The 25,861-nt window shown below is 63.4% G+C and carries 27 protein-coding genes and 1 tRNA gene; 5 read left to right on the forward strand and 23 right to left on the reverse strand.

The genetic code is table 11. The features are described from left to right. Positions 1–9: 9 nt before the first annotated feature. From AB6N07_RS24440 to AB6N07_RS24455, 4 genes are all read left to right on the forward strand, one after another. Entirely contained in the window at positions 10–3,063 is a 3,054-nt protein-coding gene (locus tag AB6N07_RS24440) for an alpha-mannosidase (protein WP_370675632.1), read from the forward strand. Between the two features lie 4 nt (positions 3,064–3,067). Next, positions 3,068–4,294, forward strand: a complete 1,227-nt coding sequence (locus AB6N07_RS24445; RefSeq protein ID WP_370675633.1) for a CehA/McbA family metallohydrolase — start codon at positions 3,068–3,070, stop codon at positions 4,292–4,294. A 135-nt stretch (positions 4,295–4,429) separates the two neighbouring features. Then, positions 4,430–4,504, forward strand: a tRNA-Cys gene (locus AB6N07_RS24450). A 173-nt stretch (positions 4,505–4,677) separates the two neighbouring features. Next, positions 4,678–5,802 (forward strand): alpha/beta hydrolase, encoded by a 1,125-nt coding sequence (locus AB6N07_RS24455; protein WP_370675634.1) that lies wholly within the window; start codon positions 4,678–4,680, stop codon positions 5,800–5,802. A gap of 94 nt (positions 5,803–5,896) precedes the next feature. On the opposite strand, the gene draG is transcribed toward AB6N07_RS24455, so the two are convergent. The 7 genes from draG to AB6N07_RS24490 form a co-directional block, all read right to left on the reverse strand. Continuing rightward, positions 5,897–6,778, reverse strand: coding sequence for an ADP-ribosyl-[dinitrogen reductase] hydrolase (draG, locus tag AB6N07_RS24460; protein ID WP_370675635.1), 882 nt, complete (start codon positions 6,776–6,778; stop codon positions 5,897–5,899). A 46-nt stretch (positions 6,779–6,824) separates the two neighbouring features. After that, the gene (locus tag AB6N07_RS24465; RefSeq protein WP_370678317.1) at positions 6,825–7,643 is read right to left on the reverse strand and encodes an NAD(+)--dinitrogen-reductase ADP-D-ribosyltransferase; all 819 of its coding nucleotides are present in this window, start codon (positions 7,641–7,643) and stop codon (positions 6,825–6,827) included. A 66-nt stretch (positions 7,644–7,709) separates the two neighbouring features. Further along, the gene (nifW, locus tag AB6N07_RS24470; protein WP_370675636.1) at positions 7,710–8,093 is read right to left on the reverse strand and encodes a nitrogenase stabilizing/protective protein NifW; all 384 of its coding nucleotides are present in this window, start codon (positions 8,091–8,093) and stop codon (positions 7,710–7,712) included. A gap of 8 nt (positions 8,094–8,101) precedes the next feature. Next, positions 8,102–8,422 carry a HesB/IscA family protein gene (locus AB6N07_RS24475; RefSeq protein WP_370675637.1) on the reverse strand — a complete coding sequence of 107 codons (321 nt, stop codon included), beginning with the start codon at positions 8,420–8,422 and terminating at the stop codon, positions 8,102–8,104. 135 nt (positions 8,423–8,557) lie between these two features. Next, on the reverse strand, positions 8,558–9,187 hold the full coding sequence (locus AB6N07_RS24480) for a nitrogen fixation protein NifQ (RefSeq protein WP_370675638.1): 630 nt from the start codon (positions 9,185–9,187) through the stop codon (positions 8,558–8,560). A gap of 102 nt (positions 9,188–9,289) precedes the next feature. Continuing rightward, positions 9,290–10,108, reverse strand: a complete 819-nt coding sequence (gene modD / locus AB6N07_RS24485; protein ID WP_370675639.1) for a ModD protein — start codon at positions 10,106–10,108, stop codon at positions 9,290–9,292. Next, complete coding sequence (locus AB6N07_RS24490; protein ID WP_026791028.1) at positions 10,105–10,317, reverse strand: molybdopterin-binding protein; 213 nt, start codon at positions 10,315–10,317, stop codon at positions 10,105–10,107. Before AB6N07_RS24490 ends, modD begins: the two co-directional genes overlap by 4 nt. A gap of 125 nt (positions 10,318–10,442) precedes the next feature. On the opposite strand from AB6N07_RS24490, the gene AB6N07_RS24495 reads away from it, so the two are divergent. Then, positions 10,443–11,048: a DUF2478 domain-containing protein gene (locus tag AB6N07_RS24495; protein ID WP_370675640.1), complete on the forward strand. Its 606-nt coding sequence runs from the start codon at positions 10,443–10,445 to the stop codon at positions 11,046–11,048. Between the two features lie 18 nt (positions 11,049–11,066). On the opposite strand, the gene fdxB is transcribed toward AB6N07_RS24495, so the two are convergent. The 16 genes from fdxB to exbB all read right to left on the reverse strand — a co-directional run bounded on the left by fdxB (position 11,067) and on the right by exbB (position 25,855). Further along, positions 11,067–11,384 carry a ferredoxin III, nif-specific gene (fdxB, locus tag AB6N07_RS24500; RefSeq protein WP_370675641.1) on the reverse strand — a complete coding sequence of 106 codons (318 nt, stop codon included), beginning with the start codon at positions 11,382–11,384 and terminating at the stop codon, positions 11,067–11,069. Positions 11,385–11,421: 37 nt separating this feature from the next. Continuing rightward, positions 11,422–11,886, reverse strand: a complete 465-nt coding sequence (locus tag AB6N07_RS24505; RefSeq protein ID WP_370675642.1) for a NifX-associated nitrogen fixation protein — start codon at positions 11,884–11,886, stop codon at positions 11,422–11,424. Then, the gene (gene nifX / locus AB6N07_RS24510; RefSeq protein ID WP_370675643.1) at positions 11,883–12,377 is read right to left on the reverse strand and encodes a nitrogen fixation protein NifX; all 495 of its coding nucleotides are present in this window, start codon (positions 12,375–12,377) and stop codon (positions 11,883–11,885) included. The genes AB6N07_RS24505 and nifX overlap by 4 nt, the downstream gene beginning before the upstream one ends. Then, the gene (nifN, locus tag AB6N07_RS24515; protein ID WP_370675644.1) at positions 12,340–13,722 is read right to left on the reverse strand and encodes a nitrogenase iron-molybdenum cofactor biosynthesis protein NifN; all 1,383 of its coding nucleotides are present in this window, start codon (positions 13,720–13,722) and stop codon (positions 12,340–12,342) included. Before nifN ends, nifX begins: the two co-directional genes overlap by 38 nt. Positions 13,723–13,726: 4 nt before the next feature. Next, the gene (gene nifE, locus AB6N07_RS24520; protein WP_370675645.1) at positions 13,727–15,205 is read right to left on the reverse strand and encodes a nitrogenase iron-molybdenum cofactor biosynthesis protein NifE; all 1,479 of its coding nucleotides are present in this window, start codon (positions 15,203–15,205) and stop codon (positions 13,727–13,729) included. 245 nt (positions 15,206–15,450) lie between these two features. Next, a complete protein-coding gene (gene nifK / locus AB6N07_RS24525; RefSeq protein WP_370675646.1) occupies positions 15,451–16,992 on the reverse strand; it encodes a nitrogenase molybdenum-iron protein subunit beta in 1,542 nt (513 codons plus the stop codon). A gap of 131 nt (positions 16,993–17,123) precedes the next feature. Further along, positions 17,124–18,638: a nitrogenase molybdenum-iron protein alpha chain gene (nifD, locus tag AB6N07_RS24530; protein ID WP_370678318.1), complete on the reverse strand. Its 1,515-nt coding sequence runs from the start codon at positions 18,636–18,638 to the stop codon at positions 17,124–17,126. Positions 18,639–18,719: 81 nt separating this feature from the next. Then, positions 18,720–19,619: a nitrogenase iron protein gene (nifH, locus tag AB6N07_RS24535; protein ID WP_370675647.1), complete on the reverse strand. Its 900-nt coding sequence runs from the start codon at positions 19,617–19,619 to the stop codon at positions 18,720–18,722. A gap of 311 nt (positions 19,620–19,930) precedes the next feature. Next, positions 19,931–20,800, reverse strand: coding sequence for an SIR2 family protein (locus AB6N07_RS24540; protein WP_370675648.1), 870 nt, complete (start codon positions 20,798–20,800; stop codon positions 19,931–19,933). A 1-nt stretch (position 20,801) separates the two neighbouring features. Continuing rightward, positions 20,802–21,014, reverse strand: coding sequence for a putative nitrogen fixation protein NifT (gene nifT / locus AB6N07_RS24545; protein WP_370675649.1), 213 nt, complete (start codon positions 21,012–21,014; stop codon positions 20,802–20,804). Next, complete coding sequence (locus AB6N07_RS24550; RefSeq protein ID WP_370675650.1) at positions 21,011–21,310, reverse strand: nitrogen fixation protein NifZ; 300 nt, start codon at positions 21,308–21,310, stop codon at positions 21,011–21,013. The genes nifT and AB6N07_RS24550 overlap by 4 nt, the downstream gene beginning before the upstream one ends. 1 nt (position 21,311) lies before the next feature. After that, positions 21,312–21,506: a 4Fe-4S binding protein gene (locus tag AB6N07_RS24555; protein WP_026791015.1), complete on the reverse strand. Its 195-nt coding sequence runs from the start codon at positions 21,504–21,506 to the stop codon at positions 21,312–21,314. Positions 21,507–21,652: 146 nt separating this feature from the next. Continuing rightward, positions 21,653–23,422, reverse strand: coding sequence for a nif-specific transcriptional activator NifA (nifA, locus tag AB6N07_RS24560; RefSeq protein WP_370675651.1), 1,770 nt, complete (start codon positions 23,420–23,422; stop codon positions 21,653–21,655). A gap of 351 nt (positions 23,423–23,773) precedes the next feature. Further along, positions 23,774–24,613: an energy transducer TonB gene (locus tag AB6N07_RS24565; RefSeq protein ID WP_370675652.1), complete on the reverse strand. Its 840-nt coding sequence runs from the start codon at positions 24,611–24,613 to the stop codon at positions 23,774–23,776. A gap of 23 nt (positions 24,614–24,636) precedes the next feature. Beyond that, on the reverse strand, positions 24,637–25,068 hold the full coding sequence (exbD, locus tag AB6N07_RS24570; RefSeq protein WP_370675653.1) for a TonB system transport protein ExbD: 432 nt from the start codon (positions 25,066–25,068) through the stop codon (positions 24,637–24,639). 55 nt (positions 25,069–25,123) lie between these two features. Further along, on the reverse strand, positions 25,124–25,855 hold the full coding sequence (gene exbB, locus AB6N07_RS24575; RefSeq protein WP_370675654.1) for a tonB-system energizer ExbB: 732 nt from the start codon (positions 25,853–25,855) through the stop codon (positions 25,124–25,126). Positions 25,856–25,861: the final 6 nt, after the last annotated feature.

Raw genomic sequence — 25,861 nt, forward strand, 5'->3', positions numbered from 1 at the left:
GAGCAATAAATGAAGCGATTGCCGAAAATTGATCGGCTTCTGCGGGAGCTTTCCGAAAATATTTTTATCTCTCTCAAGGGGGATATTTCCCTTCAATTCCGTCGGGCACAGCCGGACGATCCGATCGACGAGATCGACTCGGTGGTCGACTGGCAACCCGTTCGTCACGACCTCGTTTGGGGGGAACCGGAGAGCTATTTCTGGTTCGTCGGCGACATCGTCGTGCCCGAGGAAGCGTCTGGAGAGCGGCTCGTTTTCTTCGTTGATGCCGCCTTCGGCGACACCATGGGGCGAAGCGATCCCCAGTGTCTGGTTCGGATCGACGGGCGGATCGTGCAGGCGGTCGATGGCAACCATCGCTATGTCCTGCTGTCGCCGGCCGCCCGGCCCGGTGACCGCTACCGGGTGACCATCGAGGCAGGCACGATTGAAGACCGGCGCCAGCTCGGCTTCAGTCTGCGCCTCGCTATCCACGACCAGGCGGCTGAGGCGCTCTACTTCGACCTCAAGGTGCCGGTTGACGTCGCGCGCCTGCTGAAGCCCGATGACGCACGGGCTCTGGCGATCCTGAACCACGCGGAAGCGGCTCTCGCCGCCGTCGATCTTCGGCCGGGCAATCCCGCCCGCTTTCAAGCCAGTCTTGCCGCGGCATCGGCTGAGGCCGACGGCATCTACGCACTGGCGGGCGATCCGGCCATGCCGACGATCGTTGCCGCCGGCCATACCCATATCGACGTCGCCTGGCTGTGGCGAACGCGCGAGACGCGCCGCAAGATGAGCCGCTCGATGGCCACGGCGCTGGCGCTGCTCGACGAGTATCCCGACTATCGCTTCATGTACAATCAGTGTCTGCTGTTCGATTGGCTATCCGAGGACCATCCCGAGCTGATGGCGCGGATCCACGACAAGGTGAAAGCCGGACAGTTCGAAATCGAGGGCGCGCTTTGGCTCGAGCCGGACGTCAATCTCGTTTCCGGTGAATCGCTCGTTCGCCAGATCGTTCGGGGCGTGCGCTATCACGAGACCACTTTCGGCGTACGTCCGCGCCTCCTTTGGCTGCCGGATACCTTCGGCTACGGAGCGTCCTTGCCGCAATTGATGAAGCTTGCGGGCGTCGAGACATTCGTCACGCACAAGCTGAGCTGGAACGATACCAACCGCATGCCCTTCGACACCTTCTTCTGGCAGGGCATCGACGGCACCAAGATTCCGGCCAGCTTCGTCACAACGCAGACCTACGAATACGACGGCTTTGAAACCACTTATTGCGCCAATCTCAGGGCTTCCCACGTGCTCGGCACATGGAAGCGTCATGCTGGCAAGGCGCACCAATCCGAACTGTTCATGATCTATGGCCACGGCGACGGCGGCGGCGGACCAACGCGCGAAATGGTGGAGACCGTAAGGCGCTTCGAGCGCGGCATTCCCGGCGCGCCAAAGGTGAAACAGGGCGCACTTGCCCCCTATTTCCACAAGCTTGCCCAACGCATGGCGCGAGAACCCGCCACCTTCCCAACCTGGGTGGGCGAACTCTATTTCGAATGCCATCGCGGCACGCTGACCTCGGTCGGCAAGGTGAAGCGCGACAATCGCAAGGCGGAGATCCGTCTTCGCGAGATCGAGTTGCTCGCCGTGCTCGCCATGCGCTCCGGCGCCGGCTATCCGGTAGGTGAAATTGACCAGCTTTGGCGGATTGTGCTGCTCAATCAGTTTCACGACATTCTGCCGGGCTCGTCGGTGTGCGGCGTCTACGAAGATGCGAATATCGATTTTGCCGCCTTCGATGCGCTGGCCGACGACCTTGAGGTCCGTCTCGCCGCTGTTCTCTCAAGCGAATCTCTGGTCCTCAATGCGTTTCATCGGCCGCGCGGCGGTCTTGTCACCGGGCCGGAACGGTCGGGCGCCCAGGTCATCCACCGCGCCGACGGGACCACCGAGTGGCTCTCTCCAGTGGGGGCCATCGCCGGAAACAGTGCTGGCGTCGCCGGGCCGGTCGAGGTTGCCGCTGGTGACACACTCGAAGCCAAGGTTGATCTACTCGAAAATGCCATCCTGCGCGTTCGGTTCGACGCCAAGGGGCGCATCACGTCGGTTCTCGACAAGAAGACCGGTCGCGAGCTGATCCCCGCCGGTGAACTTGCCAACCGTATCGTCGCCCATCAGGACATGCCGGTCGAGTTCGACGCCTGGAACATCGATGCCCACTTCGAGGACAAAGCCTGGGAGATTGACGATCTCATCCTGGCAGAGGTGGTGGAGAGAGGTCCGTATCGGGCCGCCATCCGTTTCGAGTGGCGCTACGAGAGTTCCCGCATCGTCGAGGTGGTCTCGCTGGCCGCCGGATCCGATCGGGTGGAACTCGATGTCTTCATCGACTGGCACGAGCACAAGACCCTGCTGAAGCTCGCCGTGCCGGTGGCGGTCGCCACCGACGAAAGCCGCGCCGAGGTGCATTTCGGTCACGTTCGCAGACCAACTCACGCCAATACCAGCTGGGATCAGGCGCGCTTCGAGACGCTGATGCATAGCTGGATTGATCTGTCCGACGGCGATGCCGGTCTCGCCGTCCTCAACGATTGCAAATACGGCTACGACGCTCGCGGCAACCAACTACGCGTCACCTTGCTCAAATCGCCGGTCTATCCATGGCCGGACGCCGATCAAGGCGAGCACCGTTTCCGTCTGGCGCTGATGCCGCACCGTGGCTTTGCCATCGACGGCGGTCTCATCGTCGAGGCCGCCGAGGATTTCAACATGCCACTGCGCTGGTTGGACCAAGCGGCCGAGCCGAGCGCGGCGGTCCACGCCGAGCCACCGTTTACACTTCAAGGCGACGGGGTCGCCATCGCCGCCGTCAAGAAGGCGGATGAGGACGATGGCATTGTCATCCGCCTGTTTGAGACGCGTGGTCGGCGGGCTGAGGTGGTTATGTCGACGCCCTTCGCCTCGGCTGCCACCGTCGATCTCCTCGAACGCGATCCGGTACCGCTGCCGATGATCGACGGCCGGATGACGCTCATCTTCAAGCCCTTCGAAATCAAAACCCTCAAGCTCGGAGCCTGACCCGATGGCCTTTGCCGGCACCCACTTCGACTACACGGTCACCGACTTTCCCGGAGGCGACAAATCCTTCGTCGAACTGCCGTTCGCGGTTCCGGAAACCATCGAGCGGATCGAAGTGTCCTATGCCTTCACCTCCGGTTCGGTGATCGACCTCGGGCTTGCCCGCAATGGACGGATGCGCGGCTGGTCGGGATCGGAGCGCGGCCATGTCACGGTGGAAGGCGACGCGGCGACGCCCGGCTATGATGCCGGCCCGATCCCAGGCGACTGGCACGTGGTGCTCGGCATCGTCAAGGTTGCCGAAGGCGCCCGCGTCGACGTCACCGTCCGCCTTATCGAGCGCAAGGCGCGCTGGTTCGTCGGCGAGCTGCATAGCCACAGCGAGCATTCCGACGGCGGCGTCACCGTCCTCGACGCCATTTATCGCGCCCGTCAGGCCGGGCTCAACTTCGTGTCGATCACCGATCACAACACCATCTCCCAGAACGTCATCCGGCCGGACGATCCCGCCATCCTGGTGTTTCCGGCTATGGAACTGACCACCTACTGGGGTCACACAAACTTCCACGGTCTCGTCCAGCCGGTGGCCGACTGGCGCTGCCATACGCCGGCCGAGGTTGGCGACAAGATGATCGAGGCGAGGGCCAACGGCGCCACCATCGTTATCAATCACCCGTTCCAGCGTTCGGCCGGTGGCAAATGGCAGGCCGGCTTCGATGTTCCTTTCGATGCGCTGGAGATCTGGAATGGCAACTGGGCGGCGCACAACATTGATGCGCTGGCCTTCTGGCAAGAGCTCTTGGTGGCAGGCAAGCGCATCCCCGCCACCGGTGGCAGCGACTTCCACCAGAAGAATCGCCGCCGGCACGGCCGGCCATCCAACCGCCTGTTCTCGGAGGCTCGGACGATGGCAGATCTTCTCGCCGCCGTGCGGGCTGGACATAACGTCGTCAGCTTCTCCGCCGACGATCTGACCGCCGAGCCGGCTGACGCAAGCTTGCCTATGTTTGGAGATGTCGCTGAGCCGGGCAGCCCGATCGCTGTTTGCTTCGATGGCCTTGTGCGCGGCGACGAGATCCGCGCGGTAACAGAGCATGGCGTGGTGCGGCAGGAACCGGCGACGACCGGCTGTCAAACCTTGGAAAGTAAGCTTGAGGGCCGGTTTGTCCGCTTCGAGGTCTGGCACAGCGAGACGCCCAAGCTATTCACAAACCCGGTCTATTCTGACTGATGGAACCAAAGGGGCGGAGCGACGGCCCAAATTTCGGGCCTAGCTTCCAGCACGACCACACTTATCTATATGTTAAACATTGAGATAGATTTGAATGATAGTAACTTCTTACGGCGATATATAGCCGCCCTATATGGCCCCGTGGCGGAGCGCTACGCGCAGGATTGCAAATCCTGATACCCTTGGTTCAAATCCAGGGCGGGGCCTCCAACCTCCATGCAAGCTGATAATGCCAAAAGGGTGGGGCTAAGGCCGCGCTTTCGCCAATTTGCGATGCGTCTCTCCAGAGGAGCATCGACCCAAAGTTTCTGTGATTTGTATTGGCTGGAATATACTGCAATCAACAAGCGCCAAATGGCACACCCTCAGGTTCGGCAGCACTCATGTCAAAGCTGGTTTCCCGCTTTCTCGTTCTGGTCACCCTATGCTTTCTGGCTGCCTGCGCCGACCGACCGGGACCCGAATTTCTCCACTCTCCCGCCACAACCGCTCCAGGCACCCGCACAGTCACCATTTACGTGGCCACGACGCGGGAGCGCGATCCAAATGACAGCCGCGCGTTTACTTCAGGACGTGCGGACAAGGTCACTTACGCCGAATACACGATCTCAATCCCACCGTCTCACAAGCCCGGCAACATCGAATGGCCGACGCGTCTTGTGGACCCGGCAAAGGACTTCGCCGTTACCAACTATCGCGAACTGGAACCGACGGATTTCGCTCGGGAGGTCGCGAAACCACACAACGGCGCCCCACCCGACATTGGCGTGTTCGTGCATGGCTTCAACAATAATTTCCAGGAATCTCTGTTCCGTATGGCGCAGATGACGGCCGATGCGAATGTCGAGGGAGGATCGTCGGTCCTGTTCGCTTGGCCGTCGGAAGGGCAAGTAACGGGCTACGTTTCGGACAAGGATGCCGTCACCTATTCGCGAGACCAGCTTGCCGAACTGCTGACGATGCTGGCTAAAATGAAAACCCGTGGCGATATCACCGTGATCGGCCATAGCATGGGCGGATGGCTGACAACCGAAGCCGTCCGGCAACTCCGTCTGACAGGAAAGAACGGCGTTGTTGCTCGATTGAACGTCATACTGGCAGCGCCCGACATCGATGTTGATGTCTTCAAGGCCCAGATGGAGGTCATCGGCCCACTGTCTCCGCCTATGACGATCCTCGTTTCATCGGACGATCTTGCGTTGAGAGCCTCGGAGTTTCTGACCGGCGAGCGGGCACGCATCGGCAAGCTCGACGTCAACGACCCCCGTGTCGAAGAGGCGACAAAAAAGGCCGGCGTCATGGTGGTCGACATTTCCAGTCTCGACGCGCCCGACGAGCTCAAACACGGCCGTTTTGCCGAGCTCGCGACGCTATATCCGAAGCTCGCAAAACTGAACCAGTCGAAGGTCAGCTTGCGGCAGACCGGCGCCTTCGTGCTCAACGCCGTCGGAGCGACCCTGTCGAGCCCGTTCGTCCTGGCCGGAAAGGTGGTTGGCGCCGGACAGTGACGAGACGGCTGAGAGGCAAAGAAGCGTTTGGGTTGATGCCGTTTGTTTGGAGATCTTGGCCCCGGCCGGTTGGCGGCTTCGGCGGATCGGTCACTCAGCGATCGGCAAGAGCAAGCAGGGCAGGCATCAGCGTCTGGATCGCGGCGACGGCGTCGCGATCGAGCGCTTTCAGCCAGCGCCTGGGAATTGCTTCGATGCCGTAGGTTGCGCCAGCGAGCGCACCGACGATGGCACCCGTCGTATCGGCATCGCCACCATGGTTGACGGTGCGGATCAGGCAGTCTTCAAAGGATGTCGTAGCAAAATAGCCATCGAAGGCGGTTTGAAGCGTGTCGACCACATAGGCCGACGACATCCCCCTGTAGGGAACAAACCGAAAGGTCGGGTAGCGACCGACGAGGCCATCGGCGAGCCGCGCCGCCGCTGCGCGCCCTCCTCCGGCAATCAGCATGGCGAGCATGCCGGCAAGCGTATCGCAGGCCGCATCCGATAGCGGATGGTTGTGGGTGACGCGGCCCTGCTCCACCGCCCAGCGTCGGGCGCGCGCCGGATCGCTGTAGCTGGCGATTGCCGCCGGCAGAACGCGCATGACCGCGCCGTTGCCGGCGTCGCCCTCATTGGGCGGACCGGTGACGATGCCGCGCTGGATATAGCGGCGGATGCCACGCCGGCAGGTGTTACCGACATCGGGCGGGCCCGACCTCAGCCAGGCGGCGAACTCCTCGCAGAGGTCGACGAGATCGAGTTCGCCCTTGCGAACGAGCGAGCGAGCAAGCGCCAGCGACATCGCCGTGTCGTCCGTCACCGCGCCCGCCTTGAGGTGAAGCCAGCCGCCGCCGACAATATCGCGCAGCACGCCATGTTCGGCGGCGATCTCGCGTGAGGTCATGAATTCGACAGTGGCACCGAGCGCATCGCCAATGGCAAGCCCCACGAAGGCGGCAAGCGCCCGATCGGCAACCCCAGGGTCGGTCATGCCAACCTCCAGACGTCCGCTCGACAGACGGTGCGCGGAGGGTGCCTCATCGCGACACGCCGAGTTCATAGTCGCCGCCGATCACCAGGTACTCTCCCTCGCCCTTGAGCGGATGGGAGGTCATCAGCGTGTTGAAAAACAGGATTTTTTCACGCGGCACGCGCGCCGTCAGAATGACGTCGCCAAAGCAATCGGCAATCTCGCGCTCGGCCGTGAAGGAGGAAAGGCTGTTGAGTCGCATCACAATCCGACGCCGATCGATCCGCTGCCGGATAGCATGCTCGTTGAAGTCGTTGACGCCGCGATAAAGTGTCAGATGGGTTTCCGTCGGCGAGGCGAAGCGGACGAGCGCCCATTGGCAGAACTCGTAGAGCAGATCGAGCTGGGCCATGATCGAATTGTTATGGAAGCGGCTGGACATCTTCTCGGCGACATAGGTTGCCCAAGCAGCCGGTGCCTGCCGGACCAACCGCTCGCGATGAAACGTTGGGAAGATGCCGAAGCGGCTTTCCACCCAGCCCTTCAGCACCGCTCCCTCGGGGCTATTGCTGTCGTAGCCCCAGCCCTTGATCAGCCTCAGATAGGACGAGCGATAACGGCGTCGTTGCGTGGCGCTCCCCGGCTCGCGCTGCTCGCGATCGATGCCGAACATCGCCATCATGTAGGCGGCGAAGGCGTCTCCCGCCTCGGCAAGATCGGCGGCGAGCCCGAGCATCTCGAACAGGCCGCCGTTCATTTCCCGCACGCCGGAGATGTGAACGACCACCGGCCGGGCATTGAAGGCGACATCGGCGAGAAAGGGCGTCGACAACCCGACAAGATTGGTCGAATGGCCGATCAGGTCGCTATCAGGCGCCCCACCCATCTCTTCGCTGATCGTTGCTCCAGCCACGATGGAGGTCGCTCCACTATTCCAAGGTCTGCCGGAGATTCAGCTGCCGTCGATCGGTCGCAGTGCATCGCCAAGCGCCACGAATGGCCGACGCGGCGGCGTGGCCGGGCGAGCGGGATCGCGATCCTTCAGCACCTTGAACAGTCGCTTTTCCAGCGGCGAAGCGCCGGCCAGCTCTTTATAGGCGCGCTCCAGCATGGAGCGGGCGCGTGCGGCGGCTATGCTGTCGGGCAGCCCCTCCAGATCGTCACCGGCGAGCATCTCGCCCATGCGCTTCATGACGTGCAGGCGACAAACCGCCAGGCGCTCCGGGTCGAAGCGGACGCCGAGGGCGTCGAAAAAATCCTCGGCTGTGGATAGATGCCTCATCCTCTCCAGGATGTCAGCGGTGTCGGGAATGGGGCGGTCGATCGGACAGGACATGGCACCTCTCAGCAGAAGGATTTGCCGCAAGAGCAGCGGGAGGCAGCGTTAGGATTATCGAAGACGAAGCCCGATTGCTCGATGCCATCGACGAAGTCGACCACCAGGCCGCCGACATGCCGCTGGGTGAGTGCGTCGAGGTAGAGCCTGATACCATCCTGCTCCAGCACGAGATCTCCGGGGCGCTCGTCTCTCTCAAGGCCCATGCGATATTTCAAACCGGCGCAACCGCCGGCTTCAACGACGATACGCAGCCCCTCTGCCCGCTCGCCGGCCCCGGCGAGCGCGGTACGAACAGCATCAGCGGCGCTTTCGGTAAGTTCGATCATGGTCTCGTCCTTCGCGTTTCGGAAAACGAAGAGGTCCACATCCAAAGTGCATGAGGCATGCCAGCGACTAACCCATTGAAATGAAAAGGCGGGCACCCCGACATGTCGGAAACCCGACATGTCCTACGTTTCGGCTCAGGCGGCCTCCTCGATGCGCCGACGCAGATCGGCGAGGCGACTGAGGCCATCCTCGGCGCCGAAGCAATCAGTGAAGTCGGAGCAGACCGCGCAAGACGGCGCCGCGCACAGCGAGAAGCCCTCAGCCTCGCAGAGCACGCGGTAGAAATATTTCTTCCAGCGCATGTTGTGGGTATTGCCGGCGTGCAGCGTGCGGAAATGGCGGGCGAGCAGACGATTGAGCTCGCCGCGATCGTTCAGACCGAGATCCTGCCAGAGGTGGTCGGGCCGCATCGCCCGGCGGGCAATCAAGACGGCGAGCCATGCTGAGACGGGTTCTGGACCGGAGCGATGCGCCAACAGGAGATCGGCGAGGAGCATTTCCTCTTCCAAAGGGGCGCTCGGGGCGAGGCCATCGAGACCGACGGAGGCATAGCGGGGGAAGCGGCGGCTAATGAGCCTGCTGATTTCGGTAGGCGAGAGGCCAAGACCATCGGCACAGCGGACGCCCGGCGCTTCCGCTTCGGTCAGCGCCGAAGCGAGGATCGCAGCCAGCACGTGGCTGTCGAAAGCCTCCGCCTCATCCCGTGCTGGGAGGGCCGCGGCACGAAGCGTGGCATAGTGGTGGGCAAAGGTCGACGCCAGCATGTGTCACCTCCTTCAACTCTGTCAGAAACCCGACAAGGCGAAAGCTGCCCTGCCTGATTTCCGGGGTCGTTGAAGAAAGACAGCGCAAGGGCCGTGCCGAGATCAGTCGGCAAAGAAGCGGACGGCGACGTCGCGCGGGCGAGCGGTGTAGGGCCAGGAGGTGACGAGAAGATCGGCACCGGCTGCGACATAGGCCGGGGCATTGGTTGGATCGATGCCGCCGGCGGCAGCAAGACGGGCGCGTTTGCCCTTTGCCGGCAGGCGGCTGACCAATTCGGCAAGCGCCTCGGGTGTGAATTTCTCAAGCTGCACCACGTCGAAGCCAGCGATAGCAGCCTCAGCCGCCTCGTCAATAGTACTCACTTCGATGTTAAGCGCCTTCTCGGGCTGGGTCCGCCTAAGCCGGGCGGCAGTCTCTGAAAGGCTTTCACCAGCCAAAAACAAGCGGTGCTCAGGAAACACCAAGATGGTCTCCGACAAACCGTGGCGATGCAGGATGCCCCCACCAGCTCGGACGGCGAGCTGCGACAGGGCGCGGGCGCCTGGTACCGTTTTGCGTGTTGTGGCGACCGGAACAGGAGCTGCAGCGTCAACAACGGCGCGGGTGGCGGAGGCAATGCCCGAGAGGATTTCAAGAAGCGTCTGCGCCGCTTTCCACGCGCGGTGCAGATCGGCGGCCGACCCGCATGCGTCCAGGATCGGGGCTCCGGCGGAAAGCCGATCTCCATCGTGGGCATAACGGACAACGGTAAGGCCATCCACCATTTTCAGTGCGACCTCGACGCCGGCAAGCACCATGTCATAGCGCGCCGCGAAGGTCATGCGACCGCGACGATCGCCGATACCAAGAGCATCGGTGGTGAGGTCGCCGGCCGGTACATCCTCCGCCAACAGGCGATCGATGTCGGCGCGCGAAATCACAGTTCTATTCCGATCATTACGTCGGACGCCTTGATGATGGCGGCGGCTTCCAGACCGACCATCAGCCCCAGATCGTCGGCTGCCTCATTGGTGATCGAGGCGGTGACGACCATGCCCTCAACGATCTCGACCTTGACGTGAGTGGTGGTGGCGCCCCTGGTAAGGGCCACCACCTTGCCTTTCAGGATGTTACGCGCCGAAAGCCGCATGGCCGTCTCCGTGGTCTCGTGAAACCTTGTTTCGTTATATAGCTACGATAATAACGTTCAAGGCAATTGGCCCGCCCCTTGCGAGGCGCACCCCGTTGCAGCCCGCATCCGACAGGGAGCCCCTGATGACCCGCCGCCTGCTCGACCGCTTTCCCGCCCTCGACCCCGCCAGCATCAATGCTTCCGAACTCGCGGCGATCGTTTTCGAGGAAGGAGCCTCGGTCGATCATCTCATCGCCTTTTTCGCCGACGAGCTTCAAACGGCGGGGCGGCAGGTCGGAGGCATTCTCCACTTACCCGACGATGAGGAGCCCCCAAGCAGAGACACGACTGTGGTCGATCTCGTTGCCGGCGATCACTGGCTGGAATCGCGAGCAACGATCGACCCGGTCGGACTTGCCGTGACGACACGGCGCATTCTCTCGGCCATTGAGGCCCGCGCCGATCTTGCTGTCATACCCCGCTTCGGCGTAGCCGAAATCGCTGGCGGCGGCTATGCCGACGCCTTCGGCACGCTTGCCGCCTTCGGCCTTCCTGTCCTGACGGCGGTCCGGCGGGAGGACGTAGAAGCTTGGCTGCGGTTCACTGGCGGGATCGGCACGCTGCTCGCCTGCCGCCTGCGCGTGGTGCGCGGCTGGTGGCAGGAGACCGATGACCGGCGGCAGAAGATACTCGCCCGCGCGGCAGCGGAAAGCGGCAATGTCGTGCCGCTCTTGCCGACTTTCGGATGAAGGAAAGCACTGACCGCGTTATGCCGCCAGCTTGTCGGGCGCGACATGGCTCTGGCAGTTCTTCGGGCAGACGCGGGCGCAGGCGTTGCAGCCGATGCAGGCGCCGTCGTTGTCAGCGACCATGATCTTGCGATTGAGCTCGCCATCGAAATCGTCGTCGTCGTCCTCGACCACCTTGCCAAGGATTTCGCCGTCCTCATCGACGCCGTAGAGGTGCATGACGTCGCGATCGCAGACCTTGAAGCAGCGGGCGCAGCCGATGCACGCGTCGCCATTGATCGAGACGAGAAACAGCGGCGTCCAGGGACTGCCGTCGCGGGTGGTGTAGTCGGCCATCAATATCTCCAGCTCGCATGGTTCGGGGTCGATAGCGTCAGAGGTCTGCAACCTCGGGGAAACGGCCGATCATGGCGGTGGCCTCGTCGACCATCTTGCCGCCGGCGGTGGCCAGCGCCGCGAAATCATCGAAGCCGAAGCGATGGACGTCGCGCAGCGTCTTGGAGATCACCACCAGGCGACCGGCGGTGAGCAGCACGCGACCGAAGCCCTCGTGATTGAGTTTCAGGATCGGCGAGGCAACTCGGCCGGTTGCCTGTTCGACCGCGAGACCGACGGCACCATAGAAGGCCTCGACACGGTCGATGATGTCGGGATCAGGGTCGTCGATGATCGGCCGCGCCCGTCTTTCCTCGCGGCTGACCACGAACTCGGCCAGTACTTCGGCGTCGGACTTGCGTTCCCAGACACCGTGACTGTCGGCGGCGCGGACGAGGCTGGCCAGCATCTTCACGAAGGGATGGTCGGTGGCGGCAGGCGCTGCGGCGGCTATGTCACTCATGCTCCGTCATCCTCGAAATCGGGTCTGGGGGCGCCGACACCGGCTGCCTCAAGCACCTTGCGCAGCCAGGGGGGCGGGCTGCCGGTCAGCATGGCGCGCACCTTTTCCAGCACATCCTCGATGGTTGCCGGCTGCGCCTTGATCGGATGGATGCGGCTCGCCACCGCCTTGGCAGCGGCCGGACCACCGATGGCCAGGCAGAACAGCAGGTGGCATCCGGCGAGCGCGTCCACCTTCGGCGTGATGCGATCGTCGCCTTCGGCGCGGTGCGTGCCGTCGCCTTCGGTGTTGCCCTCGAACTCGACGGCCTCGACGAAGCTCCAGCCGGAGGGTGTCACGTCATAGACGGCAAACTTGGGCGCCGAGCCGAAGTGGGCGTTGAGCCCCTTGAGATCGTTGGAAGCAATGGCGACGCGCACCGCGCCGAGCGGCGGGGTGGCGTCGTGCGCCGCGTCAGTGTCGACGAGGCTCAGGCGACGGACGGCTGTCATGAGGTGTCTCCCGGTTGCGGAGCGGATTGAGGCTTTCAGGGGTCGAAGGGTGGTGGTCGGTGGCAATCAGAGTGTTCGCCACCTCGAAGATGAGGTCGCGCGTGCCCTCGTAGAGGGCGCCGCGGCGATGCTGGGCGCCTAGCCGATCGAAGATCGGGAAGCCGACCCGAAACAGCGGGATGCCCAGCCTTTCCGACGCCTGTCGGCCGTGGGCGTGACTGACCAGCAGATCGGCGCCACCCGCGCGCGCTTCAAAGTCGCCAAGATCGCCGACCATCACCTCGGCTGGCACGGCGTCCAGGCAGGGATTGTCCGCCGTCGATGCGATGGCGACGGGGATCTCGGCGCCCATCTCGGTAAAGAAGCTCGCCATCTGGTAGAGAAGGTCCGGCTCGGCGGCGACAGCTATCTTGCGGCCACCGAAGTGGAAATGGCCGTCCAGCATGGCATCCTGAAGCTGCGATCGGCGACGGCGGATCGAAGCGGGTACCGGCCGGCCGGAGAGTCGGGCAAGCAGGGATATAAAGCGATCGGTAGCGGCAAGGCCGGTCAGGGTTGGCAGCAGCGTATAGGCAAGGCCGGTTTTCCGGCGTAGCGCCTCGGCCGGGTGGCGCATGTGTTCACCGATGGCAACACAATGGCAGGCGGCGCCCAAGGATTCGATATCGGCGATCGGGGTGCCGCCATAGGTGGAGGGGATCCAGCGATCCGGCACCGTGCCGTCGAGCGAACCGGAGATATCCGGCAGGATCACCGGTGTGAGACCGAAAGCCTCGACCGTCTGCCGCAACGTCTCGATGTCGCCGACCGTGAAGTGGCTTGGCGCGAGGATAACAAGGCGTTCGGGATCGCGGCGGGTCGCCGGTCGGGTCAACGTCTCGATCATCGCCGTGACGGCAGCGCTCCAACCCTCCTCGATCGAGCCCTTGAAATCGGGGGTTCCGGCGAGAACGACATGGCAATCGCCGAGTTCGTCGGCGCGGCGGTTCCGGATCGCGGCTAGGTCGGCGGCGAAATCCTCACCACGTGTCTCGACCAGCGCCGTGGTGCAGACGCCGATCAGCTTGGGGTTGGCGCGTGTTCGGATATTGACGATGGCTTCCTCAAGATGATCGGCGCCACCCAGCACCGTCGATATCTCGTTCATCGCCGTCGTCTGGATCGGGATGGTTTCCTTGAAATGGCGGACGAACAGCACCAGCGCAAAGGCCGTGCAGCCTTGGCTCCCATGAAGAAGCGGTATGGCGCCCTCGATGCCGAGGAAAGCATAGGCGGCACCGAGTGGCTGCGACGACTTCAGCGGATTGGTGGAGAGGGAGCGGACTTCGTTTGCTGGCATCACCATCTCCTCAGCAATCGTCGGCGTCTTCAAGGGCGCCGCTGGCGAACTTGCGGAAGCTGTGGGCGACCTCGACGGGTGTGTCGGTGACATCGAGGAGCCGCCCTGCCTCGTCCCATGGCGCAGGCACGCGCAGGGCCGGGAAAACCGGGCTGTTGACCGCGAGATCGATCCGCTTGAGCAGCTCGACGATGCCCTCGTAACCAGCGTAGGGGTGATGGCGCTCCTGGTTGACATCGAGCCACGGAGTTTTCGCCTTCAGAGCGATGAACTGCGTGCGGCCGCCCGACAGCATGATGTCGGCCTCGCCGTCGGCCAGCATGCGGTAGATCTCACGCGGCGCCAGACGATCGAACAGGTGCTTTTCGTCCTTCAGCGCGGCGAGCGCACGCGCCTTGTCCTCCTCGGTCGACTTCTTGATCGACGTGCGGATGACTTCCATGCCGGCTTCCTGCAGAGCGTTGACCACCGACCAACTCTTGACGCCGCCGGTGTTGAGTAACACCCGCTTGCCGGCGAGCCGGGGCTTCAGCGGCGCGATGCGCTGCCAGGCGATCGCTTCCTCGCGAGCGATCAGCGCCTCGGCCCGATCAAGGAGTTCGGCGGGAGCACCTTCTTCCACTAGGAGACCACAGATGCCGCGAATAGCGGCCGAGGTGTCGGAAATGCCGTAGAAGGAGCCCTCGAAATACGGGATGCCCCATCTCTCCTGCATGCCGCGCGCGAGATTGATGAGCGCCGACGAGCAGACCATCATGTTGGCCTTGACCCGATGCGCGGTGGCGATGTCGCGATAGCGAGCATCGCCGGGGATGACGGCGCGCAGGCGGATGCCGAGCTCTTCGAGCAGCGGCTTCACGAACCAGAACTCGCCGACGAGATTGTATTCGCCGAGGATGTTGACATCATAGGGGGTGACGTCGTCCGGCTCGATCGTGCCGACGATGTGGTCGAGAAGCGTCTGGCCGGCCAGGCGGTTGCCAAGGTTCTTCGAGCCGACAAAGCCCGGCGCCTCAACAGGAACGACCGGCCGCTCGAAGCGCTCGCTGGCGCGTTTGCAGACGGCAACGATATCGTCGCCGATCAGCGCGGTGACGCAAGTGGAATAGACGAACACGGCCGGCGGATCGTGCCGCTCGACGATCGTCCGGATCGCCTTGAACAGCTTCTTCTCGCCATTGCCCATGACGATGTCGAGCTCGCTGAGGTCGGTGGTGAACGACCGCCGCCATAGATCTGAGCCGGACGAGGCGGCGTGGCGATTGTCCCAGGAGTTACCCTCGCAGGCGAGAGGGCCGTGAACGAGATGGGCGACGTCTGTCACCGGCTGTAATACGATCTTGGCGCCGTCGAAGGCGCAGCCGCCGGCCGCCGCGCCGGGCGTCAGCGGCTTCGAGCAGCCCTTGCGGCGCACCGTTTCGGACTTCTCCCGATTGGTCGGGCAAGCCGGCTCGTCGAAGACGGTGGCAATCCTGGCCTTGAGGGACATCGGCGCCTCCAAGATGTTTCGATTACTTTGAAGTTCGCAAGCCGCATGCCAGTGGATGAAGAACCCATATCCAACTGAAATTGCGTCACTTTCCGGTATGACCCGTGATTTCCGCCCAAGCCCTGCAAAGCGATGATGGCGGCCCGACACGCCATTGTCGGGTTTGCGACGAGCCACGTTGAGCCTAACGAAATGGCCGGCTCCGCTGCCGGGGCCGGCCTTCGCTTTTTCCGTCGAAACGGACGTCAGCGTGTCAGGTCGAAGGAGATATCGGTGTCGCCGGCGATGTTGGTCTCGGCATCGAGCTTGTCGAACAGCTTGTCGAGGATGGTGGTCAGGACGCGGAGACCACCCTGGTAGCCGATCACCGGGAAGCGGTGATGATGGTGACGATCGAAGATCGGGAAGGTCAGGCGGATCAACGGCGTTCCAGTGTCGCGTTCGAGATACTTGCCATGGCTGTTGCCTATCACGAAGTCGACCGGTTCGGTGAACAGCAGCGAGCGCAGGTGCCAGAGATCCTTGTGCTCATGCGCCTTGCAGTCCTTGCCGAAGGGCGAGCTGTCGAACAGCTTGCGCATGTTCTCGGCCCACTCCTTGCCGCCGTTGGTGGAGAGGCAATGGACGGGCTCGCCGCCGGTCTCGAGAATGAAGCGAGCCATCGCCTGGACAAAATCGGGATCACCGAAGATGGCGTAGCGCTTGCCGTGCAGATAGGCCTGACTGTCGGCCATGGCGTCCACAAGGCGGCCGCGCTCGAGGCGAAGCGCCTCGGGAATAGCCTTGCCGGACAGGGACGAGATCTTCATGAGAAGCTCGTCGGTGGCACGGATGCCGAGGGGATAGTGGAAGCTCGCCGTCTCCTGGCCGACATTCGCGGCATAGTCCAGCGTCTTGCGGCTGTTCCAATGCTGCAGCGCGATGGTCGCCTTCGCCCCCTTGGCCGCCTTCAGCTCGTCGATGGTGGTCCCACCGTCATACATGCGATATTCGCCGTCCGACGGAGTGTCGAACTGGTCGGCGGCATCGCCAATGAAGGTATAGCTGACGCCCATCAGGCCCAGGATGCGAGCAAGCTCGCGATTGTTGCCGACGCAGAAGCCATCGAAGCCCGGGACGATGTTGATGGTCTCGGACGAGCCGGCAACCGCCGCATTGTCCTTCCAGAAATGCTCGAGGATGCCCTTGATGGAGTTGTCATAGCCATCAATGTGGCTGCCGACGAAGGACGGCGTATGGGCGAAGGGCACGTCGAAGTCTTCAGGTACCGACCCCTTGGCCTTGGCGGTGCCGATGAAGCCGTGCAAGTCGTCGCCAATCACCTCGGCCATGCAGGTGGTCGAAACGGTGATCATCTTCGGCTGGTACAGCGCATAGCAGTTGGCGAGGCCATCGACCATGTTGTTGAGGCCGCCGAACACCGCCGCGTCCTCGGTCATCGACGAGGAGACCGCCGTGCAGGGTTCCTTGAAGTGACGGGAGAGATGCGAGCGGAAATAGGCAGCGCAACCCTGCGAGCCATGCACGAAGCTCATGGTCTTCTCGAAGCCGGCGGCGGCGAATACCGCGCCGAGCGGCTGGCAGGCCTTGGCCGGGTTGATCACCAGCGCCTCACGGGCGAAGTTCTTTTCCCGGTACTCCCAACCCTTGGTGTATTCGCCCTGAAGCGCCGTGGCGTCGATGCTGGCGGCACCGTCGCAAGCCTTCTTGCGGGCGAACATTTCCTGATATTCCGGCTCGCGGAACAAGGGGCCGTGGTCGAGGATCTTCTCTGCTGACTGGGGCATTGTCTGACCTCATCGCCCGCGCCGCGCCATACGGCGGCCAGACGGGCATAGGAGTATCGGTCACGCGGAACGCGTGGTGAAAGGATCGGCTTTTGGGGAGCCCCCTCCCCTTCCCGGGAGGGAGCATCAGGTCATTCGGCGGCGGCGAGGAGTTCGCCACCATCGGTCCAAGGCGCGTCGAACAGGGCCCAGACCGGATTGTTGATGGCGAGATCCATGTCGCGGGCGAAGATGGCAAAGCCATCGTAGCCGTGGTACGGGCCCGAATAGTCCCAGGAATGCATCTGGCGGAACGGGATACCCATCTTCTGGACCGGATACTTTTCCTTGATGCCCGAGCCGACCAGATCCGGACGGATCTTCTCGACGAACTTCTCCAACTCGTAGCCGGTGACGTCGTCGTAGATCAGCGTGCCCGGCTTGGCGTAGTGGCCGGTGCGCTGGTAGTCGTCGTTATGGCCGAACTCGTAGCCCGTGCCGGCGATCTCCATGCCGAGATCCTCATAGGCGGTCATGACGTGGCGCGGCCGGAGGCCGCCGACGTAAAGCATGACTTTCTTGCCCTTGAGGCGCGGGCCAAATTTTTCCAGAATGCTATCGACTAGCGGCTTGTACTTGGCGATGACCTCCTCGGCCTTCGCCTCGATCTCCGGGCCGAAGTGCTTGGCGATCTTGCGCAAGCTGGCGGCGATCTGCGACGGGCCGAAGAAGTTGTATTCCATCCAGGGGATACCGTACTTCTCTTCCATGTGCCGGCAGATGTAGTTCATCGAGCGGTAGCAGTGGATGAGGTTGAGCTTGGCCTTGGGCGCACGCTCCATCTCGGCGAGCGTGGCATCGCCCGACCAGTTGCCACAGATGCGAAGCCCCATCTCTTCGAGGAGGCGGCGTGAAGCCCAGGCGTCGCCGCCGATGTTGTAGTCGCCGACGATGTTGACATCGTAGGGGCCGGCTTCCCACTCGGCCTCGGCGCTCTTGTCGAGCACCCAGTCGCGGATGGCGTCGTTGGCGATATGGTGACCGAGCGACTGCGACACGCCACGAAAGCCCTCGCAGCGGACGGGAACGATGGTCTTGCCAATTTCCTTGCCCTTGCGGCGGGAGACGGCTTCGATGTCGTCGCCGATCAGGCCGATCGGGCATTCGGACTGCACCGAGATGCCGCCGTTCAGCGGGAACATCTGCTCGATCTCGTCGATCACCTTGTCCAGCTTCTTGTCACCGCCGAAGACGATGTCCTTCTCCTGGAAGTCAGAGGTAATCTGCATGGTGCCGAAGGCGTCGATGCCGGTGGTGCCGACATAGTAGTTGCGGCGCTGGGACCAGGAATACTGGCCACAGCCGACCGGGCCATGGCTGATATGGACCATGTCCTTGACCGGTCCCCACACCACGCCCTTGGAGCCGGCGTAGGCACAGCCGCGGATGGTCATGACGCCGGGGATCGACTTGATGTTGGACTTGACGTCGCACTCGGTGAGAAGAGGCCCTTCCTCGCCGACAGGGGCGTCCGAGACCGCCTCGACTGCCTTGGCAACGGCGAGATGCTTCTTGCGCCGCTTGGCGAACTTTTCGGGGTACTGGGCGAGGACCTCGGTGATGTACTGCTCGTGGGCCTTGCCGTCGTTTTCGTAACTGTCGCTCATGGACTTGTCCTCGCGGAAGGGGAAGGGAAACAGCGCGGATACCAGGGTCAAGGCCCGGTACCCGCGCGCCCTCCCCAGGGATCAGGCGGGAACCGCGGCCTGGCGGGCGGCTTCCTTGGCAGCGAGCTCAGCGATCATCTGCTCGTCGGTTTTCATGATGCCGAAGTCCAGCAGCATGTCCTCAAGCTCTTCCATGGTGATCGGCGTCGGAATGGTGCCCTTGCCGCCGTTGGCGTGGATCTTGGTGGCGAGCTGGCGATATTCCTCGGCCTGATCGGACTCCGGCGCGTACTGGATGACGGTCTGCTTGCGCAGTTCGGCATGCTGGACGATGTTGTGGCGCGGCACGAAGTGGATCAGCTTGGTATTGATGCGCTTGGCAAGCGCCTCGGCAAGGTCGACCTCGCGGTCGGTCTGGCGCTCGTTGCAGATCAGGCCACCGAGGCGAACACCACCAGTGTTGGCGTATTTCAGGATGCCTTTGGCGATGTTGTTGGCGGCGTAGAGCGCCATCATCTCGCCGGACATGACGATGTAGATTTCCTGCGCCTTGTTCTCGCGGATCGGCATGGCAAAGCCGCCGCACACCACGTCGCCGAGTACGTCGTAGGAGACGTAGTCGACGTCTTCGTAGGCGCCGTTCTCCTCAAGGAAATTGATGGAGGTGATGACGCCGCGGCCGGCGCAGCCGACGCCCGGCTCCGGGCCGCCGGATTCGACGCACTTGATGCCCTTGTAGCCGAGCTTCAGCACGTCCTCGAGCTCAAGGTCCTCGACCGAGCCCTTTTCGGCGGCGAGGTGGAGGACGGTGTCCTGGGCCTTGGCGTTGAGGATCAGGCGGGTCGAGTCGGCCTTGGGGTCGCAGCCGACGATGAGCACCCTCTGCCCCATCTCGACGAGGGCAGCGAGCGTGTTCTGGGAGGTGGTGGACTTGCCGATGCCACCCTTGCCGTAAAAGGCGATCTGGCGGAGTGCAGCCATGGTCATGGTTCCTTGTCTTGCAAAAAGCACCGGGAGGGGATGCCAATTCGGTCGGCAGCGACGGGCTGCCTCACGACGTCTTAATTTCAAGGGCCGTGCCAAGTGGCCATTTGAAAAGAAAATATAATACTTTCATTGTCTTAAAGGAAAACAGCTCATGATGAGAGCGGGGACAGGGGCTGTCGCGGGTCCGACAAAAGTCGACAGTCAATGTCGGAAGAAGGCACGTCGGCGTCATGAAAAAGGCCGCCCCGAAGGGCGGCCAGATGGGGCGGACGGAGGGGAGTCGAACACGATGTCCGCCCAAGGGATCAGCCGGCGAGGAGCTGTGTTGCCTCCACGAGCGGCATGTCGATCAACGCAATGCCCTCGGCGGCGAGGAAGCGCCGCTCGTTCAAACTCAGGCGATCGGCCTCTGCCACGCAGGCATGCGGACCGGCCGATCGCTTGAGGATCTGTCGGGCGTAGGTCCGCAGCATCTGGTCGTGGAAGCGACAACCCAGAAACAGGAAGCCGCGCGTCGCCCTCCGTGTCCGAACCTCCTCCGGAATCGGCGTCTGGATGTCGATCTCGGTCAGCACCTCGACATAATCGCTGTCGGAAACCAGCACATCGCCTTCCGGCCGAATGCCACCGTGCGGCGTGTAGACCAGCGTATGGGCACCGTCCGGCTCGGCGGCGCGACCGGCGTGGTCGAAGCCACGATACCAGCGATCTTCGGCGATGGTGGCACGCGACATTCCCTGAACGTCGACCATGTCGGTCCGTCCGGTTTCGGCCAGAGCGGCGGCGAGCGTGCCGTCGTACCAGCTGTCGACGACGAGGCCGAGTGGCAGCCCGGCAAGGAAGCGATGGAAGTCGGAAGGGTGCGGCTCCGCCGCGAAGATGTCGGCCATCAGCTTCTTCAAGGTGCGGCGATGGCGGTGGCTCTCGATATACTGAGCCACGGCCCACATGTTGCCGCGGATGCGGCCGGGCACCGGCACGCGCTTCTGCAATGCCGCGGCCACCTCCTCCGGCGAAGTGGGCATCGGCGAAGCCCCTTCGAGTGTCAGCAGACCCGGCCCGAGATAGGGAACGAGGCGATCGGCGAGAAGGTTAGCGCGAAGGTCAACGAGGGCCACGCGCGCGGCTGCGCCGGAGAGCATCTCCAGAGGACCGCCGGCGAGAAGCGCGCTCATGTCAGTCGTCCTCGCCGCGCCGGCGGGCGTTGACAGTCACCGGCAGGCGGGTTTCGGAGGGCATGTCGGGCAGGTCCAGGACCCAGCCGTTCTTCAGCGTCACTGCGCCGCCCCACAGATCATCCCTTTCCTGAGAGATGATCGGCTCTTCGAGGTCCTTCTTGGCAACGTAGGCCGACAGGCCCTTCGCCGACTGGCGGATCATCACTTTCATCGCGGGGGGCGCTCCGTCCTCTCGAGAGCATCGAGCGCGGTCAATTCCCGCGCCCGCATGCCGACCAGAATGCCGCGATCGACCCAGTCGACCGCGTAGATGTAGAACTGTTGCAGGAAGGTGCCGATGTCGCGCACATAGCCGACATCCCCCTTGTGAACGAGGCGCTCGCCGATATCGCGTCCCGGATAGGTGCCGTCGTTTTTCACGTTGAGACGTGCGACCACCTTGTCGCCGGGCAGGAAGCGCGGCGGGCCGTCGATCTCGACATCGAGCTCGCGATCGACAAAGGCCATCTCAGGCCGCCTTGGCAATCGCGCCGGATGGGCAGACCTCGTCGCATTGCGGTGCGTCAGCGGCGCCCTGGCATTCGGTGCATTTCTTTGGGTCGATCACGTAAACAGCGCCTTTGAAGCGGATGGCCTTCGAGGGGCATTCGCTTTCACAGGCACCACAGGCGGTGCAGTCGTCGGCGTTGATGGACATGGCCATGGCGATATCTCCTTGGAACGGGTCGCCATCAACATCGCAAGCCGCATGCCACGGAAAATCTTGTTTTCCATCAATGCGCTATGGAGAGCTCACTGAGAAAAGGCCTGGAAGCGACATGCCCTTGTCGGACTTCCGACAGAGCGTGGTCAGAAGCGCTTCAGCTCAACGCGGTGCTTCTTCAGCGCATAGCCGATCTGGCGCGGCGTCAGACCGAGGATGCGGGCGGCCTTGGCCTGCACCCAGCCGGACTTTTCCATGGCGTCGATCAAACGTTCCTTCTCGCCCGCGCGGTGGCCGAGGGCGGGACAGTCGGCACCGGCATGCTCACAGACGTGGCCTTCGGCCGGAGACTCGTCATGTATGGGTTCGGCCTGCGGTGGTCTGGTCTGAGGAAGCTGAGGCCGCAGACCGGGTACCAGTATTTCGCCCCGCTTCAGCGCTGTCAGTTGCTCGTCGGCGGTCACATGGTGAGCGCCAGTCCACAGCGTCGCCGACAAGCATTCACCGTGAGCGCAGGCGAAATCCTCGCGACGGATGGTATCGCTGCGGCTCAGCGTCGCAGTGCGGCGGACGCAGTTCTCCAGTTCGCGGACGTTGCCGGGGAAATAGCACTTGCCGAGAAGATCGAGCGCCTTGTCGGTGATGGTCAGCCGGCGGCTATTTTCCCGGTTGAAGCGGTCGAGGAAGGCGCGGGCAAGCAGCTGAATGTCGCCGGGCCGCTCACGCAGCGGCGGCAGGAACACCGGTACGACGTTGATACGATAATAGAGGTCGGCGCGGAAATCGCCCCGCGTCACGGCCGCTTCGAGGTCGCGGTTGGTGGCGCAGATCAGGCGAACATCGACCTTCAGCGTCCGTGTACCTCCAACCCGCTCGAACTCGCCCTCCTGGAGAACGCGCAGCAGCTTGGACTGGAAGGCGGGCGAGATCTCGCCGATTTCATCGAGCAGCAGCGTGCCGCCGTTGGCAAGTTCGAACCGGCCGGGCTTCAGCGCGATGGCGCCGGTGAACGCGCCTTTCTCGTGACCGAACAGCTCCGATTCCAGCACGCTCTCGGAAACGGCGGCGCAGTTGAGCTTGATGAATGGCTTGGTCTTGCGACTGGACAGTTCATGAACGGCGCGGGCGAACAACTCCTTGCCGGTACCGCTCTCACCGCGCAGCAGCACAGTGGAATTGGACGGCGCAACAATGGATATGGTCTCCATGACGCGACGCACCGACGGGCTGTCACCGACAATGCCACCAATGGCAACCCGGGCGCGGGATGGCTTGGGCTTTTCGTCGAGTGCCTTTTCGAGCCGGGACCGCTCGTCGATCAGACGTTTACGGTCGGCGGCAACGACGCGATGCAAACGCACCGCCTGCCCCACGAGATTGGCGACCATGGCGAGAAAGCGCAGGTCCTCGTCGATGCGGATATCGGCCGAGCCGTCCCAGACGCGATCGATGCTGAGCGTGCCAATGACCTTGAGGTCGTCCTTGATCGGCACACCGACGAAGGAGACGCGGCTGGGATCGTGGGCGGCCTGCGTGCCGGCAAACAGCGGATCTATGGCCGTGTCCTGCACGACCAGGGAAGTCTGGGTCGCTACGATCCGGTCGATCACCGCCTGCGGCAAGCTGTCGATCGGCCGCCCCTTCACTTCGCCGGCCCAGCCGGCGGTGGCGACGATTTCCGGCTCGCCGGCTTCGTCGATCACCACGATCATGCCGCGCCGCATGGCGAGGAAGGAGGTGAGGATATTGACGACACTCGCCAACATGCTCTCAAGGCGGACGGGCGCGTTGAGAATCTTGGAGATCTCGTAAAGGCCGAACAGCGCCATCTCGGCGCTCTGCCGGCTTTCACGGCGTGTAACGGGCACCGTCGCTGCCGGTGCAAGGCGCGACGCTTGGCGGACTGCCACGATCATGCCATGGCTCCTCAGGTCGGGCCGGCTGGGAGGGGACCGGCTTCCCACCTCTAAAGGTTCGAGGCAAAACCTGGTTTTGTCACGCACGAATTGCAGTCATTCCTGACACCACCCTGCATAATACGAAAGCATATAAGTCTATATACTTAAAATAGTTCGGAAGAATGGGCGGAGAGACTGAAGGCCGCCTGCCTGCAAGTCGTTGCGCCATCAACTGTCGACGCGATGGCCACCATCGAGTGTGCAGTGCGACGCATATGAGCACGGGGGACGGCATCCCGACGCTGCCGAATGCCACTGATGCGGCGATCGGAAACTCGCCTGGGTTGGCTTTCTGGAAATGGAGAGTTCTTACTCAGTTTTGAACTCAATGGGGACCGTGACCTTAAAAGGTGCGTCAAGGGCCTGTGGAACCGGCGGAAAGCTGCCGACGCGACGGATCAGACGCTCGGCGGCGGCTGCGACGGTCGTGCCGCCACCGACGGAGAGACCGATGATCGAACCGTCGCGGCCAATCGACAGTGACACTGTTGCCCGGCCGGTCGCGCCATCGGCGTCGCTTGCCCGGCGCTTGCCGACAATCGCTCGCCGGATGGAACTGCGATAGGCGGCAAGCACGTCGGCTACCTCGCGGCCCGCTCCAGCGCCGGCTGCCTGCGCGTCGGCCGGTGGGGGCTGTACTTCGGGTGGCTTTTTTGGAGCAGGCTTCTTGCGCTCGGGCTTTTTGGGTTCAGGTTTTGGCTTCACCTCGGCGGTCTCGACCATCTCCGGCGGCGGGATGGGTGGCAGCGGAATGGCCACCTCCGAAGGCGGCAGCGTCTCCGGCTCGGATGGTGCCTCTGCGAGATCCTCCACCGTGTCGACGGTTTCGATCTCCTCCGGTGCGGGCAACACCTCGGCGAGCTCCGGCTCGGGCGGCCGCGTGATCACTTCCTCGGGCAGCGTTTCCGCCACTTCCTCAACGGCCATCTGCTCGACGCTCTCAAGCGGCGGCAGTTCTGGCTCCGGAGGCAGGTCGATCATCACAACCGCCTCCGGCGCGGCCACCGCTGCCTCTGGGCCACTGGTCGGAACGAGCCACCACAGCGCTCCCCCATGCAGGGCCAGACCAAAGGCGCCGGCCAACGACCAACGCATCAGCCCGGACCGCCGCGAGAGAAGCTCGGTCATCGGTCGGGAGTAAGTACCCATTGGATCGGTTCGGTCTCTGATCGTCAGCCGCCCGCCGGGGCGGCAGCCTGCTCGATGCCGACCAGCGCCACCTTGAGGTAGCCGGCTGCCCGCAGAAGGTTCATCGCCTCGGCAAGGTCGCCATAGGGCACCGTCTTGTCGGCTCTCAGAAAGATGCGCTCATCCTTGTCGCCGCCGGTTGCCGCGTCGAGGCTGCCTGCCAGGGCATCGCGCTCCACCTTGTCCTCGCCGACGCTGATCGAGAGGTCTTCCCGCACCGTAACGAACAGAGGTTTTTCCGGACGCGGGGCACCCGCGGCCGTCGAGCCAGGCAGGTCGACGGGGACATCGACCGTGGCCAGCGGCGCCGCCACCATGAAAATGATCAACAGCACCAGCATCACGTCGATAAACGGGGTCACGTTGATTTCGTGGTTCTCGGCAAGATCGGAACCGTCGTCGAGTCGGGCAGCCATGGCAGGCCTCCTTCGAGCGCCGAGCCGGGAGCTGGCCCGGCTCGATAGCGCTTTCTCAATTGAGGGAGCCGGCGTCGAGCCGGCCGGTTTCGAGATCGCGCGAGAGCGTGCGGATGAGTCCTTCGGAAAGGTCCGTCATATCGGCGCGGAAGGCTGCGGTCCGGCGGGCAAGGTGGTTGTAGACCACCACCGCCGGAATGGCGGCGACAAGACCGGTCGCGGTGGCCAGAAGCGCCTCGGCGATACCCGGCGCGACCACCGCGAGATTGGTCGTCTGGCTCTCGGAGATGCCGACGAAGGCGTTCATGATACCCCAGACGGTGCCGAACAGACCGACGAACGGAGCTGTTGAACCGATGGTGGCCAGCAGGCCGGTGCCGACCATGGCTCGCCGGCTTGCCGCCGCCTCAAGGCGGGAGAGGCGCGAGCGCACCCGCTCGATGAGACCACCGGCAACCACGCCGGTGCCGGCCGCGTCGCGACCGGTCTGAGCGATTTCATCGGCGATCTCTGCCAGCATGACGGCGAGCGGCCGTGGCAGACGAGTGCGACGAGCAAGACCGGCGATGCCGGCCTCGGCAGCGACGGCAGCAACGCCACGCCGGACTGCGCGGCCAAGGGCGAAGAGCTCCAACACCTTACCGACCAGGATCACCCAAGTGACCAGCGAGGCGGCAATGAGACCGACCATCACCGCTTTCACGACGAGATCGGCGGCCATGAACATGCCGAAGGGCGTCAGGTCGTGTGGCAGGGTAACGGCGGCAACGATGGAATCGGGGTTCATCGCGGC

It is taken from the genome of Pleomorphomonas sp. PLEO (genome assembly GCF_041320595.1).
Classification (GTDB): Bacteria; Pseudomonadota; Alphaproteobacteria; order Rhizobiales; family Pleomorphomonadaceae; genus Pleomorphomonas.